Raw genomic sequence first — 16,200 nt, forward strand, 5'->3', positions numbered from 1 at the left:
TTTGCATTATTGTTCATAGGCCTTATACCAGTGATATGGTTGTATCTCTTTTAACGTTTTAAATATTAGTGAACCGTCTGAATTCGTAACTGCTGCCTTCACATTCTCTCCCCAATAAAAGAGTCTTTCTTGGCAGACCCCACAAGGTGTGAGGACTACGAATTTAGATTTTTCATTTTCTCTAGCAACACAAATCGAATGTGTCACCTTTGTATTCAATTTATGCGCCTCTAAAATAGCACCCGTTTCCATACATAATTCAGTTGCTGCATTGATGACCTCTGGTGCGACACTAGTTAAAATATGCCCGTCCTCAGAATATAAAGCGGCCGCTCCGCCCCATCCTGAGGGATATCTTTTCTCCACTAATTGGACAGCTGCTTCATAGAGCTTTTTCTCAATATCCATATCATCAATCCCCCACAGTTAATATACTCCTGGTAATATCTTCAACACTTTTCCCTCTGCATCTAAATACGCATCTACCCCAAGAGGAATGCCTATATTCGTTAATTCATGTCCTATTTTAAAACCTGCCACAACAGGAATGCCTAAGTCTCCAAAATACTCTTTCATTAAATTATTTAGTGCTGCATCATCCGACTCTGTTTGTGTAAAGGAGCCAATGACAACACCTGCTAGCTGCTCAAATTTCCTAGCTTGCTTTAATTGCTGTAGCATCGAATCAATGTTAGGAATCGATTCAGCTAACTCCTCTATCAATAAAATCTTACCTTCTGTCTGTATCTCAAATTTAGTACCTAATGTGCTGACAAGACGATAAAGATTTCCTCCTATTAATTCACCGCGTGCCACCCCACCAGCAATTGTTATTAAAGGAGAAATTGATTCCGTATATTGTATTTCGATAGGGGAAAATAATTGTACAAACATTTTCTTCGATAGTTCATCCATTGTATTAGCAGCCATTAGCATAGGTCCGTGGAATGTTACTAAATTAGCGTACTCATTGATGGCACAATGCAAATAGGTAATATCTGAAAAGCCCCAGAAAATTTTTGGATTTTCCTCTAATAGCGTATAATCAATTTTTTCAGCTATTCGGGCAGCGCCATAACCTCCCTTTACACAAAAAATCGCTTTCACTTCAGGATTTTTAACCATTTCATGAAAATCAGCTAACCTGATTTCATCACTTCCCGCTAAATAATCATGCTTGGCATGGATGGTATCCCCTACGATATAGCGAAGACCCAACTCATCTAAAAAAGCTAATGCGTCCCCAAGCTTTTCAGATTCTACTAGACTCGATAGGGCAACTACACCTACTACATCTCCCTTTTGTAAACGTGGTACGGTATTTTTCACGTTCATTCCTCCTTTATTTTTCTAATGCTGTCTCTAAGTTAGTGCGAAGACATTTAGCTATTATTGCATCTTCTTCCCATCATTCTATACGGTTATTTTCTACTTAAGAAGAAACGATCGACATTCTGCAATTGCAACCTTCAGACATTTAGACATACCCTTCAACAAGGGTGATTTAATTGTTATTGTAGCAGTAATTTTTGGGAGCGTATATCCATTGCTCATCCGTTTTCAGGAAAAAACAAGAAAGCAAAGTCTTCAGTCATAAGAAGACTTTGCTTTTTATTGTTAATTTGTGCCGCCATAAATAATCGTCACGTTAGGATGTTTCAATAATTGACTTGCAGGGAAATCTTCTGTTATATGGCCACTTTTCAATTTTTGAATGGCCGCCAGCTTCTTTTCACCAAAGGCAATCAGGACAATTTCCTTCGCCTTCATAATGGATTGAATGCCCATCGTAATCGCATGTGTTGGGACTTCGGCTTCGTCATCAAAGTAAATCGCATTTTCTGTTCTTGTTGATGTCGTTAATTCGACAATATTTGTCATAGAATGGAACGGAGTACCTGGCTCATTAAAACCTATATGACCATTTACGCCAATTCCAAGAAGCTGTAAATCAATACCTTCTACCGCATCAATTCTTGCATCATATGCCTTGCATTCAGCAGCTAAATCCTCTGCCTCACCATTTGGCAAATGTATATTTTCTTGTTTAATATTTACATCATTAAATAAATTATTGTGCATAAAAGTCCAGTAACTTGCAGGACTTGTTCGCTTAAGACCTACATATTCGTCCAAATTAAAAGTTTGTACATCCTTAAATGATACTTGACCAGCTTGATGTCGGGCTACTAATTCTTTATACATTCCTACAGGTGAACCACCAGTTGCTAATCCTAGCACACTATTTGGCTTCTTCTGTATTTGCTCTAAAAAAATCTTTGCGGCCATTTCGCTCATTTCGTCATATGTATTGACTTCTATCCATTTCATTTTCCTTATCATACCTACCTTAAATTCTTATTCATTAACTATATTGTAAAAAATTTCACTTTATAGTAGCTAATATATTAATTCTACAAGTTATTTAGCTATTTTTCTATCATTTCCCTCGTAATATTATGCGTGTATTCTGTTGCTGTTTCGGTTATGTTATTAATAAGGAAGTGAGGCGATTTTATGAATGCACAGATTCAGCAATATTTACAGCATATTCAATTTCAAGGAACTTTAGAGCCTACTGTCCAACTACTAGGACAGCTACAGACAAAGCATCTATTGACTATTCCCTATGAAAATTTAGATGTTGCCTTGAACCTCGGTATCTCATTCTCTATTCCTAATTTATTTCAAAAGATTATTGTTGAGCGACGTGGTGGCAATTGTTTTGAACTAAATATTTTATTTAGCTGGCTTTTACGGGAGCTAGGCTTCTCAGTTACCAATCGCTATGCTCAGTTTTGGCGCAATGTTGAAGAACATATGCCTCCTGAAGATATACCCATGCATCAGTTATTACTAGTAAAGGATGCGAAGCAATCCTATATTTCAGATGTAGGCGTTGGTGCTTTAGCGCCTTGTAAACCAGTACCATTAATAGCCGGATATAAACACCGAGAAGGTCGAGAATTATATAAAGTAGAGTATGATGAAGAAAATGGTTGGATGCTTTTTGAGCAAACCAAACAGCAATGGCGTTTGCTCTATTGCTTTCATGATGATGCAAATGATGCAAAATTTGCCCCACGACTCTCCAAGCAAAAAAATAAAATCGCCATGATTCGAACGGCTCGTGGTCGTCACACGATGATGAACAATGAATTTAGAATTTACGAAGGACCATCCTTAACTACCTATACAACAAACACCGAGAAGGAATGGCAGCAAGCATTACAGCGCTTTTTTCATATTTCTATACAACAATAAAGGAAAGCGAGTCCATCAGTGGCTTGCTTTCCTTTTCTGATTATTTCATTGTTCGATTGAGTAATTCAAACACAACTATATCATTGTGTAGCTCCTTGATTAAACCAATTTCATCTACGAAATAATAAGTTTTTATCACATCACTAAATTTTGACCTTTTCTCTACTATTATTACACCCGTATATTGCACTTCACCAGCTTGTACTGTGCTATTAGTTGATTTTACAGTTACTCTTTCTCCTGCAGTAACCCCTGGATCATCTTCATGTAAAATAACACCTATTCTAAGTGGTAGTTCCATATATAAATCATAATGTGTGTTAGCTTCACTTGCAATGGCTTGACCATATGCACGATCATGACCATATAAAAGCTCATCAGCAAGTGATTGTCCTGTACTTACATTTTTGACTGTCCATACATCATTTTTACCGTCGTGTTGCTCATATTGATAGCTTAAAGTATAACGCTTATTGTCGCTTAAAGAATAATGGGCATACGTATAAACAAATGCCGGGTCCTTTAGCAAATTGGGCTTAGAAAGAGTCAATGCTCGTGCCAAAAATGCTGAGAAGTGTGCACGTGTAACAGGGTCATTAGGCTTAAATGCACCACCCTCATAGCCCCTTATTAAATGATTATGGGCCAGTGTTAAAATTTCTTTATAACCACGTGTCTGCTCCGTCACATCTGTAAAATAATAAGAATCTGAGCCTTTTAATTGAAAGGCTCTATTTAGCACAATAGCCATTTCTCCTCTAGTAATCGGCGCGTCTGGATTAAATGTATGAGCTGCATCGAATATCCCTTTGTTTTGTACAGCAGCTATTTCTTTGTAATATTGATTAGCAGTTGTTACATCTTGATAGTGGGGGTTTTCTATGTTGATTGTGTTTAGTCCTAAAGCACGTGTGAGCATGACAGCTACTTGTGCTTTCGTAACATAGTCATTCGGCTTGAATAACTGATTCGAATAACCCTTCACAATATCCTGCTCCACTAAATAATGTATTTCTGTCATCAAGGTATCATCCGTTAAATCTTTAAAACTGGCTGCCTGCACTTCCTTCGGTATTAAGCCAATCGTTATCAGGATCAAACATACTAATTTCAATATGTTCCTCACATTATCCCTCCTCCATCGATTCTTTACCCATAAAGACGTTTAATTATGCTTAAAATGAAAAAAGACTCTACTGAAAGAGACTTTATGCGTTATTTTTATGTTGAATTAATCCGATTCCTAGACCAGTAGGATCCACCAAATAAGCAAGATAAAAGTCATCAAACTCCATTTTCTCACGCAAAATAGTAGCCCCGTTCCTTGTTGCCTATTCGATAACTTCATCAGTTGCATTTTGAATTCGTGTACCAAGTGGATAGTCACTTGGACCTTTACTAATGCCACCATTAACCCCAATTTCGCTTTCTTGCCCAGTTGTCACTGGCCTAATCTCAATTCGGGGCCGCTACCTCCCAGCCAAACAACTTACTATAAAAGCTGCCGTTTTCTTAGGTTACTGACTATTTAATTCCAAGCTAATTACTCTTCCCAAACATATCCCTCCTTTTTATTTTTGCATAACAAATAATTCAACAATTAATTGGATTTTCCTTCCTAATAATCCTATAAATTTGCATGTCACACACATTTAACCTAAATGTTACACAAGGCTCCCTATTAGTGGGAGCCTTGCTTATTTTATAACACGACACCATCGCTCATTTTAATAATACGATCTGTATAAGCCAACATTTCTTCGTCATGCGTCACTAATAATGTTGTTATATTTAAAGTTTTTGTTAATGTTCTTAATAACAACATAATTTCTTTAGAGCGCTGTGAATCTAAACTTGCTGTTGGCTCATCTGCAAACAATACTTTTGGTTGATGAATAATGGCACGAGCAATCGCTACACGTTGCTTTTCTCCACCTGACAAGGAAGAAGGATAAGCATGTTGACGATGAGCTAACCCAACTAACTGTAATAAACGATTTACTTCATGCTTTTTCTCATGTTTCTTCAGTGGCGACCCAGCAACGTCCAACATTAATAGCAGCTGCTCCTCAACGGTAAGAAAAGGTACTAGATGTGCAAACTGAAAGACAAAGCCAAATTTACTTGCACGCAGCCCTCGTACCTGTTCCTCGTTCATAGCCGTTAAATTATGTCCCTCAAAAAGGATTTGTCCATCTGTTGCTGGTTGTAGTCCAGCAGCTATAGTTAATAACGTGCTTTTTCCTGAACCAGATGCACCTACCAATGCGGTAATTTCTCCTTCTTTTAAGGATAAATTAATGCCTTTTAAAATTTCCTCTTCGACATCACCATTTTTAAACGTTTTTCTTACTTCATCAATCGTAAATAACGTCATGACTAAGCCTCCCCCTGGTGTATTGCTTGTAACGGTTCGATTTTTTTAATTTGTAGACCTGACAGTGTAGCTCCCACAAAACCAATGACAAGGAACACTAACGATAGTTGTATTGTTGTACCTAGGTTTAACGTAAACGGCATCTCCTTTGGCGCAACTATATTGAATAATTGACTAAGGCTGACTGATAATACTAATGAAAAGGCAGTAATAATCACCATCTGTGTCCAGATCATGTTAAATAACCTACTTGTTTTTAATCCAATCGCCTTGAGAATGCCATATAGTCCAATCTTTTGTACATTCATCATATAGAAGAAAATAGCAAATAACATACCACTAATGACAACTAAAAACCAAATTATCATATTTAAAGACATCTGTTCCGCACTGTAACTCGGAATAGCATTCAGAAATTCTTTATTGCTATAAGACTGCAGTCCCTCAAATTCCTTAGCCGTATTTTTGGGAACGAAAATTAATTGCATATTCTTTACCCGATACATTTCCTGATAAGCCTCTTTACTTATATAAGCAACAGGGGCATGGCTATATTTCTTTTGCTCCACAAAGCCTTTCACTATAAACTCGCCACTATATTGATTGTTCGTTAATATATCTCCAACCTTAATTCCTTTATCCTGTAGCGAGCTGTCTAACAGCACCTCACCATGTCGTACATTTCTAAATAGTGTTGATTCCGTCGACGTGACAAAGGCCACACTTTGCTGTTTATCATCCTGATCACTTAAAAAGCCCATTTGAATAGAAAAGGCAACTGCCTCCTTCTCCTCAGTCATGACTTCCTGTTGTAGATCGCTAGAGATTCTCGAAAGATTAAACGTCCCATCTGCATCCTCCGTCATGTAAAATTGTCCTTGAGGTAAATCTTTTATTAAAGCTGCATTATCCTGTGACAAACCATTCGCCAAACCTGAAATAATAAACGTTAAAAAACTAACTAGGAAGATGATGGAGCCCAAGATTAAAAACCGCACTTTATTTTTCTTCATTTCTTTCCAGGCAAGATTCATCCTTAACCCCTCCATTACTTTGATTATCCTTAGCTTAAAATTGTTACATGAACAGAGCATGAACTAATCGTTAAAAATGTAGGGGAAAACAAATAAACCGCTCTGAAGGAAAGTAATTTATCCTACAGAACGGTTTATATCTTCATCTAAAAAAACTCATATAATCCATTTTTAAAGTAATTGTACTCGTTTTGATTAATTAATTTTCTCCCATACCCTTCATAAAATATCTGCCTGTCTCTTTCAGTTTCAAAGGCTTGTGGTTTAGGTCTTACAGCTAGCGCAAAATCGTATCGTGGGTCACCGAATGCTCCACCACTCCAATCAATAATACCCGATATTTTCTGATTATGAGTTTTTTTCAAATTCTGTTTGTAACATCTTTAACGAGAATTTATCCTTTTTCATTGAATTGCGGTAACAAAGTGTTAGCTCTTTGCAGGCGCACTTTTAGCAGAAATTAATTACCCAGTAACGGAAAAGTAACAATTAAATACATTACCCACACTCTACATACGTAGAGTGTGGTGGTGCTAGTGGGTTCAATACCGCATTCATTTCTGCCAATTTACTGCTTGATAAGCTCTAAACTTTTTGAGGCTACATCATTCTATACCATCGTCAATCAACATTATTTGATTGAAAGTTATTGAGCAATGCATGTACTTCATCTGTTGATTTCATGTTCATCAATTGATATCTTACATTGTCCTTCATGTTACTTCTCCGCTCTTTTCAACAACTCTTGGTTTTTCATTTACAGAACGCTTCCCTGAAAGTGCGAGTGTCAGGTCAAAATCAGCTATCAGGTTTCTTAACACCTACTTGACTCCTTCTTCATCAACCAAAGGCAATCCATACATATAGGAGACCTACCAGTACTGTCCTTGCCCTAAGGCAATTGGCGTTTAATCTCTTTAATGCGAGAATTATGCCCGCTGAGGCTCAATATAAAGCCTACCAAAATACATGCTGCTACGTGTATCTTATGGGCAATTTTTCAGTTGCGAAGTGCCTCACATTTCGAGTTTTGAAAAACACTGTCCTCAATCATAAGATAGAGCCACTACCTTCTACCACTCTGGCCTTTTATAAAACCGGTGGATGAATTGGAACAGATATAATTATTACTGTAGCACTCAGTATTAAAATTGATAATCCAACATTTTTCTTCATATTCACACTCTCCTTTAAATTTCAATAAATTGCATAGCTTTCTCGAACTGCTTTTCTTGTCGATAATACTCTCCCAATAAATTAGAAAATTGTTGGTGCATTTCTTTTAATTCTTCATTATCTGCTGTAAATGGAATTAACCTCCCTTCTAAAAAATCCATTGCTTTCTTTTTTTCTTCTCCTAGCAAATATAAATAAAAAGTAGCAAATAAATTAAAACTTATTTTTTTCTTATTTTTTGCTTCTTCCTTTAGAATAGTAAAGGTTTTTATACTTTTTTCCGTTTGTCCTAAGCGAAATTGTGTAACACCTAAATTATATAAGCAAAGCAGATAATGATCACAGTTCTTTGACATTAAAGAAGCGCTTTTTTCAAAGTAAATTAATGCATTTTCATATTCCCATCTCATTTGGTACAAATCCCCCAAATTGTGATATATAGCAGGTAATAGCTGCTGTTGCTGTAATAGCTCCACATTTCTCACTAAATGTTCATAGATTTCGATTGCTTCGTGAAACACTTTTCCTCGAGAGTAATTGAGTGCCAGAGACATTAATGTATAAATAATTCTTTTAAAATTAAATTGGTCCTTATAGAATTGAAGAGCTTTTTTCCCATAAATAATTGCTTGGCTTGGTTCTTCTAACCGCCCTTTTATTAAAGCGAAATGATAGTAAAACTCTCCTTCTAGTGACCCTAGTTCTGGATGTATTTGAAGTATTTGAGTTAGTTCTTTAGCTGCTTCCTCATATTTACCTTTTGTAATTAAAACTAATGCATAATAATATGAATGTAAATACCTTTCATGTTGGGAAAAATTTTGTCGGTGGGCATTTAGCCATCTTAATTGATTGTCTGCTAATTTATGCTCTTTAACAAACACATAATAACGTAACTTATAAAGTTCATATAAATAAATAGATTCTGTAAAACCTATTATTTCTTCATATTCTTTTAATCTGCTCATTGTCTCTTTTACTTTCTCATTCTCTAGGTAATTTATATGTTTTTGTAAATCATTTAATAGGCAAATAATATTTTGTTCGTTATTCTCTACATCATGAATACTAATATTTAATCGTTCTAGCAGTAGACGTATTGTCTCGCTATTTGCTTCTTTATTATTATTCTCAATTTTACTTAAATGAGGAATCGAGCAAATCCCCATTGCCACTGAATTCTGTGTCATTCCTAGCTTTGTACGATAGTACTTAATTAATGAACCTATCTTCATTTTCATAACCTCCCGTATCGAATGACTATATTTTACATTTATTATAATCATAATTTTCCCAATAATCAAAAAACCTAAATTATGGTAGATTCAAATTGTAGTACTATAACTTAATTTGAAAAGGGGTTGGGATGAATGAAAAAAATGAAAAGTACGTTGCTAAGTCTTTTGATTGCAGGATCAGTAATAAATCCGGTGTACGCAACAGCGATGAATAGCGAAGATAGCTCAGGAAACGACGGTGGTCAGGAGAAATTCCGTGTTTATGTTGAGGCAAACAAAAAATCAGAAAAATCAACATTAAAAACTCAATATTCTGCTCGTTGGGAATTAACAGAGAACGGATTTTCAACTGATATGAATGAAAAACAATTCGAAGCATTACAGAAGAATAAAAATTTCACAGTTACAAAAGTTCCTATCGTTACATTAGATACGATAGGTTTGGAAGACGATAGTATGGTAGAAAATGAAACCCTGGATTTGGTAACTTCTTTAAGAGCTTCTCAACAAATACCTTGGGGAATTAAAGCAATTTATAACAATGATACTTTAACATCTACAACTGGAGGAAGTGGCATTAATATTGCCGTACTCGATACGGGTGTAAATACTTCTCATCCTGACCTTGTCAATAACGTAGAGCAATGTAAAGACTTTACAGGTGCGACAACACCCATTAATAACAGCTGTACAGATAGAAACGGACATGGTACACATGTTGCTGGTACGGCCTTAGCTGATGGTGGAAGCGATCAAGCAGGCATTTACGGTGTAGCTCCAGATGCTGATCTTTGGGCTTACAAAGTGTTATTAGATAGCGGCTCTGGATACTCAGATGATATTGCTGCTGCTATTCGACATGCAGCAGATCAAGCAACAGCTACTGGTAGCAAAACAATTATTAGTATGTCTCTAGGTTCTTCAGCGAATAATAGCCTCATTTCAAGTGCTGTCAATTACGCATACAGTAAAGGAGTTCTAATAGTAGCTGCAGCTGGTAATTCAGGCTATGCGCAAGGAACAATTGGTTATCCGGGGGCATTACCAAATGCAATCGCCGTTGCAGCTTTAGAAAATGTACAACAAAATGGGACTTATCGTGTAGCTGACTACTCTTCACGTGGTTATATATCTACAGCTGGAGATTATGTAATCCAGGAAGGTGATATTGAAATCTCAGCTCCTGGCTCATCAGTTTATTCTACATGGTATAATGGCGGTTATAATACAATTAGCGGCACATCAATGGCTACCCCTCATGTCTCTGGTTTAGCAGCAAAAATTTGGGCTGAAAATCCGTCATTGTCTAACACGCAACTACGTTCTAACTTACAAGCGAGAGCAAAATCAGTAGATATTAAAGGTGGTTATGGAGCTGCTATAGGTGATGACTACGCTTCAGGATTTGGATTTGCTCGCGTTCAATAATTTCAAAAGGTGAAGCATACTAACATTAGTAATACAAACCAAAGCTATGGTTTGTATTACTATTTTTTTGGTTCTAAACGTATTCACCAGTACCCCTAATACCTCCAAGTAGTATTATAGCTTCGCTTGTTATACGAGATCTAAGTCCCAACCAGCCTCAAACAAATTTCTACAGGTAGGGGTGAACAGGTAGAATTATTGAAAGGCACTTAATGTGCCTTTCAAACTTCACTAATTAAAATCATGAATAAATTCTTTTAACAATATTTTAAAGTAATCCAGATATCCCTCATTTAAAATGCTACTAGGAATATGTGTAGAATAGTCAATATGATTTACAAACTTAAATTCTTCTTTATCATACTTTCCTATTTCTTCGGTTTTTAGAGTAGTAGTAAATATTATTTGATTACGGAGTATGTTTCTGTTTTTTTAGTAAACAGACTATCAAAAAATAAAGTTCCATTTGGATCAATACTTTTATATTTTTCATTCATGGAGAATAAAACATTAGAGATAACTTCTTTTTTAGTTGAAATACCTTTGTCCTTTGCAATTTCAAACATAGTAATAATTGATTCTAATTCTCGTATTTGTTCATCTAGTTCTTGTACTTTACTCTCAGCATCTTCTGCATTAAATAATTGCTCTTTATAAAATAACAGTGATTCTAAAGAAATCTCGTCAACGAACATTATCCCATAGTTTACTTACCTGATTACACGAACCAGTCAAATCATTGAAGTTATATAGTAACTAATATCATTACTATCTGTTCTAAAATTCATCAAGTATAATAAAGCTTTAGTTTCATACTCGCTTCCAATACCTCTATTCTTTTCTGTAGCTTGAATAACATAGCTCATTCGTTAGCCCCCCTTTTCATGGAAGAATATTCAATCTTAATGTATACAGTTTTTCTACAAATTTTCAACATAAAAAAAGAACCCTTGAGTTATCAAGGATTCTTTCACTTTTTAGATACCGGTGGTCGGGGTCGAACCGACACTCCAAAGGAACACGATTTTGAGTCGTGAAAAGAGTGCGTTAGATACTCCGACATGCTAAACGTTAATTTGAACGGACATTTAATCGAATAATGCGTAAACGACCGTTTTCCTATTACCGCTAGTCTACTTTAACCCTAACGGAATGTCAAAATATTTCTGCTCGTTCTTCGCTAAATTAGCCAAGTCCTCACTAGCACTTTTGATTATTTTAAGCAAGTCTACCGTATTAGTTCGCGATTCAACTAGATTTTCTAATGCCATTTCCATGCTTTTGAAACGCCTAACATCACGCGCAAATGAAGCATATTGTCCAAACTCATCACTTGTCAACAATATATCAACTCCATTATATGTTCCAAACTTACGCTTCTTTCTTATATACTTAATATGTGTAATTATTTTAGGTATCTTGTTGTGAGTTGATTCTGAAACTGCAGTTAAATTATACATCGCTATACCTCTTCTCTATATTTCATCAATATAATAACATTAACTATAGGTAAACGACCATTTTTCAGACTTCACTCAGACGATTCCAAACGTACAACTACCCTACTTTGCGAATGTCGATGCGTTAGAATTGCGTCTGACAGCGCAAAAAGTCGGGTTGTTTTAAAAATGATGTATGTAATTCTCGAGTACCAGATGACGCCGTTCCGAATCGGTGGCCTTGGGGGTAACGCACTTTCAACGCAAAAAAAAGAACGATCAAGCGCGTTTGCTCAATCGTTAATCATTTCGTTTGCTTTTCGTTTTCTTCTTTCTCTCGCTAAAGTTGCAACAGAAATTCCCGTCTTTGCTTCGACTTCTTTATAACTATTCGATTCCAATAGTTGCATTGCAGTATCTAAGCGTTTCTTATCGAACTTCTTCGGTCTACCTTCGCGGAAGTCCTCTCGCTGCTTGGCAATCGCTTTGCCTTCTTGCGTTCGTTCAATGATTAAATTGCGTTCCATTTCAGCTACAGCTAACAACGTAGTGAGGAAGAAGCGTCCCATTGTAGTATTCTCTAATAGTCCTACGTTAAGTACATGCACGCGTACACCGCGCTCGAATAACGCCTCGACAACATCGATACCCTCTCTAGTGTTACGTGCTAATCGGTCTAGTTTCGTTACCACTAACGTATCACCTTCCGTTAACAACGCCATGACTTCATTAAATATCGGTCTATCCGTCTTAGTCCCCGTGAACTTCTCTTTATAGATTTCCGTACAACCTTCTGACTCTAACGACTGTATTTGCGATTCTAAATCTTGCGCTACCGTCGATACCCGAGCATATCCGTATTTAGCCATTATATCGCTCCTAACTTTTGATAATAAGTTTTGATAACGTTTATAAGGCTATCTTATCGCATCGGCAAAACGTTGTCAATACTGTTAAGTTATGATAACGCATATGTAAATTTTCAGATAACGATTTGTTTTCAAGGTAGCGCGTCCGCCAGCACGTTCTACCCGATGTTTTCTCGTATTTCGGAATTAAACGGAAGCCTCAACGCTATACCAACGCATAAAAAAAGAGCGAAGCCAGCACGTAGCCAACTCCGCATTTATAACACTTTAACGCACTAAACCGTTGATATATCATAGTCTATAGCTTTGCTTTAAAATTCGCTAACTTAGTCGCCAATGCTACCTCGTCAATTTTCTCCGTCTTATCCTCATATTCCACTCGGTCGATAAGCATACCTTGATTCTGCATAAATAGCTTCGTCATTGAAGCGTTACCTAACTCAGATTCACGGATTACAGCGCTCATGATACGCGCTCTATGCTCCTTAGTGTAAGTATCGGTCATAGCGACTTTGTAATCTAACATAGTGTCTAGTTTACGCCAGTTATACAGAGTACGTACTTCGATACCTAGCTCATCTGCAATCTGCTCATAAGTGCGACGTTGTTTAGGCGGTAAAGTATCATTCTCAAATAATAATTGAGCCGCTTTAACTTGTTCCGCCGACAATTCTTTCATAATATCTCTTAGTGTTCTATTAGCCATGAAGCTAATTCCTCCCTTTTTATTTCGTAGTATTCATCAAATGTTCCTTGTGTACCTTCTCCATAACCATCGTCATAGCGTTCTTTGTAATAAACGTGGTAAGGATAATCATTGATTTCTTTATCTATCAAATCCGCTAATTTGGCGTACTCAAACCTCTCATCACCTTCTATAGCTGCCTTTAAAAAAATTTGCGATATGAAGAAACATCGTAGACTTAGCGATCTATCTTTACATTCCCTTGCAATATTTAATAGTGCTTGCCATTCAAGTAGCTTCGGATGCTCTCCAACCACTACTACTTCTTTTGCATCTAGCAATAGAGTTGCATACTCCGCAAGAGACATCTTAATCTCTGACAAATGTTTGTAGTATGCTTCCTGCGCCCAAACATCACTCACGACTGGCTTATAGGACGGTTGATCTAAGATACAATAACCTCGTTCCATATCTGCTGCATTCTTTTCTTCTTTAAAGCGTTTCAAGTCTGCGCGGATACGTTCAATATCAATCGTTGTCATTCCATCACTCCTCATTTCGTTGTATTAGAAAAGGCAAGCACCGCCATAAAAGCCGATGCCCGCCAGTTTGTTGTTTATAAACCGATAGGACTCTTAGCCAGTTTGCACCATCTCCTGTTCGATTAATTTCGCTAGCTCAAACGCTATGCGATGAATGTCCGCATCTTCACGTACTGTAAAGTTATTGCCCGAGATAACTACTCCACCACCTATGCCGTTTCCTCCGCCGCCTTCCGAATAATCACGATTTTCACGCGCAGTTAAAACGCGTTCACCCTTATGGAGACGCGCTGCATATCCGTCATATGGTACGGAATCTAATCCGCTGTAATGTGATTTAGCTGCTCCGCCGTCTTTGCCCGGTATCAACTTCTTCGCCCAACTCACGGCGCCCGAACCGATTTTACCTATCCAGTCTGGCATTTTAATGTTTCCTAGAATTGCTGCGAAGTCCTTTAAGTATCCTGCCGCTGTACTAATCCAACCGCCCACAGTTTTGAATGCGGGAGTCAACGCTTTAACAATTTCCGTAGCTGCTCCGAATGCTTGCGTAAATCCACCGGCTAGGAACGCTACAAACGGACCCACAATCGTGTCCCATACTAAGCGCAATATCTTAAAGGCTGCACCAATCGCTGCGCCTAATAGCTCTAATATCGGACCAATCACCGACCACATAAGTTTAAAAGTTTTCATAACGAATGTAATCGTAGGTGCGATGATGTTATTCCAAGCGAGCATTACGACATCAGCTACGATTTTTAATGCGTCCCACAAAGCGCTAAGAATCGGCTGTGCAGTTGACCATAGCGTTTGAAGTACCGGCAACACGGCTTCAACAAGGCTAGTGAATACGCTAATTACTTGCTCCTTTATCGTTGCAAAGCGAGACGTCATTGCGCTAATAGCTTCGGGAGAAATTAGCATCTCCAGTACGCCTTTAAATCCGCCAGTTTTAAACGCCGTCATCAGACCGGAAATCTTCGCCTTTATTCCATCAACTATCGAGTTAATCTGATTCGCAATATCAGGCGGAAATAATGCGCTGATTAAACCGCCTGTGCCGCCCGTCTTAAATGCGGACCATAACGATTTAACCTTGCCGACTATGCCGTCGATTGCTCCTCGGAACATTTCGCTATTGTCATAGAGTGCTTTGAATCCGACTACTGCCGCGGCTATTCCTGCAGCGATTAGTGCTATCGGATTTGCCAACGTAGAAATTGTTCCTACTACAGCTAACGCAGCTACAAACGTGCCAATCGCTCCAGCTACGTATGCTATTTGCGTTCGCCATTTCACGAATATATCGTATAAAGCGATTGCTTTATCTGTGGCTTTAGCAAGCATACCTCCCAATTTATTGCTGATAGAGTTGGTATCAATACCATCAAACATCTTATTTAGTCGCCTTAGAAAGTCCGCTAGTTTTGTATTGCTTTCCATTCCTATGTTTCTAAAGAACGTCTGTGACTTCTCCTCGAGTTGCGACCACAATCCTTTTGTTGTATTCGCCATATTATTAACCATTTCATCATTTACGCCCATTTTGGTTAATAATTTATCTAGGCCAGCCATCTTAGCAGACATTCCGTCCATTTTAGTGATTTTTTGTAATTCCTTTTTATCTAGTCCGACTGCCTCGTACATTGAAACGTAGTCACCTTGCATAAGCTCTTTTGTCGAGAAAGCTGCTTGCTGAGTGTCTACGCCTGAAAGCGCCTGTATACGTTCAACTAAACCCCAAACCTGTTTTAATTCATCAAGGTTCTTACTGATTCCTATGAATGCTTTTGAGTTTGTCATCATATCTGTACTGTTCAATACCGGACTATCAATAGCAGCCTTTTCGACCATTTGAAGATACTTTTTAGCTTGTTTATCGTCACCAAACATCCCTGTAATAGCCATCGCATTTTGTTCGTAGTTTGCTGCAGCACCGATTGTAGCGCTAAACAACTTCGACGCCCCTGTTACTCCAACGTACGCACCCATGAGTCCAACTAAAGCACCTTGCATACCTCGTAATGATGCACTTACACCGTCTGCACCAACTCTCAACGATGAGACCCGCGTTGCAAATCCTCCCACACGATTAGATGTGGAAGATACTGAACTTCCGAAACGATTTACTGCAGCTTGGGAACG

General features: G+C 37.6%; 17 protein-coding genes. 2 read left to right on the forward strand and 15 right to left on the reverse strand.

Translation table 11 applies throughout. The features are described from left to right. Positions 1-6: 6 nt before the first annotated feature. From MKY80_RS19400 to nagB, 3 genes are all read right to left on the reverse strand, one after another. A complete protein-coding gene (locus tag MKY80_RS19400) occupies positions 7-408 on the reverse strand; it encodes a cytidine deaminase (protein WP_036127356.1) in 402 nt (133 codons plus the stop codon). An 18-nt stretch (positions 409-426) separates the two neighbouring features. Continuing rightward, positions 427-1,335 carry an LD-carboxypeptidase gene (locus MKY80_RS19405; RefSeq protein ID WP_008173429.1) on the reverse strand — a complete coding sequence of 303 codons (909 nt, stop codon included), beginning with the start codon at positions 1,333-1,335 and terminating at the stop codon, positions 427-429. A gap of 282 nt (positions 1,336-1,617) precedes the next feature. Further along, positions 1,618-2,331, reverse strand: a complete 714-nt coding sequence (nagB, locus tag MKY80_RS19410) for a glucosamine-6-phosphate deaminase (protein ID WP_239355376.1) — start codon at positions 2,329-2,331, stop codon at positions 1,618-1,620. Positions 2,332-2,517: 186 nt separating this feature from the next. Here nagB and MKY80_RS19415 point away from each other — a divergent pair, with 186 nt between their 5' ends. Then, positions 2,518-3,264 carry an arylamine N-acetyltransferase gene (locus MKY80_RS19415; protein ID WP_008173431.1) on the forward strand — a complete coding sequence of 249 codons (747 nt, stop codon included), beginning with the start codon at positions 2,518-2,520 and terminating at the stop codon, positions 3,262-3,264. Between the two features lie 40 nt (positions 3,265-3,304). On the opposite strand, the gene MKY80_RS19420 is transcribed toward MKY80_RS19415, so the two are convergent. From MKY80_RS19420 to MKY80_RS19440, 5 genes are all read right to left on the reverse strand, one after another. Further along, positions 3,305-4,390: an S-layer homology domain-containing protein gene (locus tag MKY80_RS19420; protein WP_239355375.1), complete on the reverse strand. Its 1,086-nt coding sequence runs from the start codon at positions 4,388-4,390 to the stop codon at positions 3,305-3,307. Between the two features lie 576 nt (positions 4,391-4,966). Beyond that, positions 4,967-5,641: an ABC transporter ATP-binding protein gene (locus MKY80_RS19425; RefSeq protein ID WP_089987053.1), complete on the reverse strand. Its 675-nt coding sequence runs from the start codon at positions 5,639-5,641 to the stop codon at positions 4,967-4,969. Positions 5,642-5,643: 2 nt separating this feature from the next. Then, positions 5,644-6,675 carry an ABC transporter permease gene (locus MKY80_RS19430; RefSeq protein ID WP_089987054.1) on the reverse strand — a complete coding sequence of 344 codons (1,032 nt, stop codon included), beginning with the start codon at positions 6,673-6,675 and terminating at the stop codon, positions 5,644-5,646. A gap of 146 nt (positions 6,676-6,821) precedes the next feature. After that, a complete protein-coding gene (locus tag MKY80_RS19435; protein WP_342530779.1) occupies positions 6,822-7,040 on the reverse strand; it encodes a hypothetical protein in 219 nt (72 codons plus the stop codon). 825 nt (positions 7,041-7,865) lie between these two features. Further along, the gene (locus MKY80_RS19440; protein ID WP_237068882.1) at positions 7,866-9,086 is read right to left on the reverse strand and encodes a helix-turn-helix transcriptional regulator; all 1,221 of its coding nucleotides are present in this window, start codon (positions 9,084-9,086) and stop codon (positions 7,866-7,868) included. 135 nt (positions 9,087-9,221) lie between these two features. On the opposite strand from MKY80_RS19440, the gene MKY80_RS19445 reads away from it, so the two are divergent. Next, positions 9,222-10,517 (forward strand): S8 family peptidase, encoded by a 1,296-nt coding sequence (locus MKY80_RS19445; RefSeq protein ID WP_089987056.1) that lies wholly within the window; start codon positions 9,222-9,224, stop codon positions 10,515-10,517. Positions 10,518-10,918: 401 nt separating this feature from the next. Here MKY80_RS19445 and MKY80_RS19450 read toward each other — a convergent pair whose 3' ends face one another. The 7 genes from MKY80_RS19450 to MKY80_RS19480 all read right to left on the reverse strand — a co-directional run bounded on the left by MKY80_RS19450 (position 10,919) and on the right by MKY80_RS19480 (position 16,071). Beyond that, positions 10,919-11,212 carry a hypothetical protein gene (locus tag MKY80_RS19450; protein WP_089987057.1) on the reverse strand — a complete coding sequence of 98 codons (294 nt, stop codon included), beginning with the start codon at positions 11,210-11,212 and terminating at the stop codon, positions 10,919-10,921. Positions 11,213-11,248: 36 nt separating this feature from the next. Further along, positions 11,249-11,383: a hypothetical protein gene (locus MKY80_RS19455; protein WP_255319032.1), complete on the reverse strand. Its 135-nt coding sequence runs from the start codon at positions 11,381-11,383 to the stop codon at positions 11,249-11,251. 267 nt (positions 11,384-11,650) lie between these two features. Further along, positions 11,651-11,977 (reverse strand): hypothetical protein, encoded by a 327-nt coding sequence (locus MKY80_RS19460; RefSeq protein ID WP_342530783.1) that lies wholly within the window; start codon positions 11,975-11,977, stop codon positions 11,651-11,653. A gap of 272 nt (positions 11,978-12,249) precedes the next feature. Continuing rightward, the gene (locus MKY80_RS19465; protein ID WP_342530785.1) at positions 12,250-12,825 is read right to left on the reverse strand and encodes a recombinase family protein; all 576 of its coding nucleotides are present in this window, start codon (positions 12,823-12,825) and stop codon (positions 12,250-12,252) included. 298 nt (positions 12,826-13,123) lie between these two features. Then, on the reverse strand, positions 13,124-13,531 hold the full coding sequence (locus MKY80_RS19470; RefSeq protein ID WP_342530787.1) for a phBC6A51 family helix-turn-helix protein: 408 nt from the start codon (positions 13,529-13,531) through the stop codon (positions 13,124-13,126). Then, positions 13,513-14,052: a hypothetical protein gene (locus MKY80_RS19475; protein WP_342530789.1), complete on the reverse strand. Its 540-nt coding sequence runs from the start codon at positions 14,050-14,052 to the stop codon at positions 13,513-13,515. The genes MKY80_RS19470 and MKY80_RS19475 overlap by 19 nt, the downstream gene beginning before the upstream one ends. A gap of 93 nt (positions 14,053-14,145) precedes the next feature. Then, positions 14,146-16,071, reverse strand: coding sequence for a phage tail tape measure protein (locus tag MKY80_RS19480; RefSeq protein ID WP_342530790.1), 1,926 nt, complete (start codon positions 16,069-16,071; stop codon positions 14,146-14,148). Positions 16,072-16,200 lie beyond the last annotated feature (129 nt).

The sequence above is a fragment of the Lysinibacillus sp. FSL R5-0849 genome (assembly GCF_038595075.1).
Lineage (GTDB): Bacteria > Bacillota > Bacilli > Bacillales_A > Planococcaceae > Lysinibacillus > Lysinibacillus fusiformis.

Excerpts from the sequence above, each read along its gene's own strand:
- MKY80_RS19400 (WP_036127356.1), bottom strand. The coding sequence starts at position 408 with ATGGATATTGAGAAAAAGCTCTATGAAGCAGCTGTCCAATTAGTGGAG.
- MKY80_RS19405 (WP_008173429.1), bottom strand. The coding sequence starts at position 1,335 with ATGAACGTGAAAAATACCGTACCACGTTTACAAAAGGGAGATGTAGTA.
- nagB (WP_239355376.1), bottom strand. The coding sequence starts at position 2,331 with ATGAAATGGATAGAAGTCAATACATATGACGAAATGAGCGAAATGGCC.
- MKY80_RS19415 (WP_008173431.1), top strand. The coding sequence starts at position 2,518 with ATGAATGCACAGATTCAGCAATATTTACAGCATATTCAATTTCAAGGA.
- MKY80_RS19425 (WP_089987053.1), bottom strand. The coding sequence starts at position 5,641 with ATGACGTTATTTACGATTGATGAAGTAAGAAAAACGTTTAAAAATGGT.
- MKY80_RS19430 (WP_089987054.1), bottom strand. The coding sequence starts at position 6,675 with ATGAATCTTGCCTGGAAAGAAATGAAGAAAAATAAAGTGCGGTTTTTA.
- MKY80_RS19440 (WP_237068882.1), bottom strand. The coding sequence starts at position 9,086 with ATGAAGATAGGTTCATTAATTAAGTACTATCGTACAAAGCTAGGAATG.
- MKY80_RS19445 (WP_089987056.1), top strand. The coding sequence starts at position 9,222 with ATGAAAAAAATGAAAAGTACGTTGCTAAGTCTTTTGATTGCAGGATCA.
- MKY80_RS19450 (WP_089987057.1), bottom strand. The coding sequence starts at position 11,212 with ATGTTCGTTGACGAGATTTCTTTAGAATCACTGTTATTTTATAAAGAG.
- MKY80_RS19455 (WP_255319032.1), bottom strand. The coding sequence starts at position 11,383 with ATGAGCTATGTTATTCAAGCTACAGAAAAGAATAGAGGTATTGGAAGC.
- MKY80_RS19460 (WP_342530783.1), bottom strand. The coding sequence starts at position 11,977 with ATGTATAATTTAACTGCAGTTTCAGAATCAACTCACAACAAGATACCT.
- MKY80_RS19465 (WP_342530785.1), bottom strand. The coding sequence starts at position 12,825 with ATGGCTAAATACGGATATGCTCGGGTATCGACGGTAGCGCAAGATTTA.
- MKY80_RS19470 (WP_342530787.1), bottom strand. The coding sequence starts at position 13,531 with ATGGCTAATAGAACACTAAGAGATATTATGAAAGAATTGTCGGCGGAA.
- MKY80_RS19475 (WP_342530789.1), bottom strand. The coding sequence starts at position 14,052 with ATGACAACGATTGATATTGAACGTATCCGCGCAGACTTGAAACGCTTT.
- MKY80_RS19480 (WP_342530790.1), bottom strand. The coding sequence starts at position 16,071 with ATGCAAGGTGCTTTAGTTGGACTCATGGGTGCGTACGTTGGAGTAACA.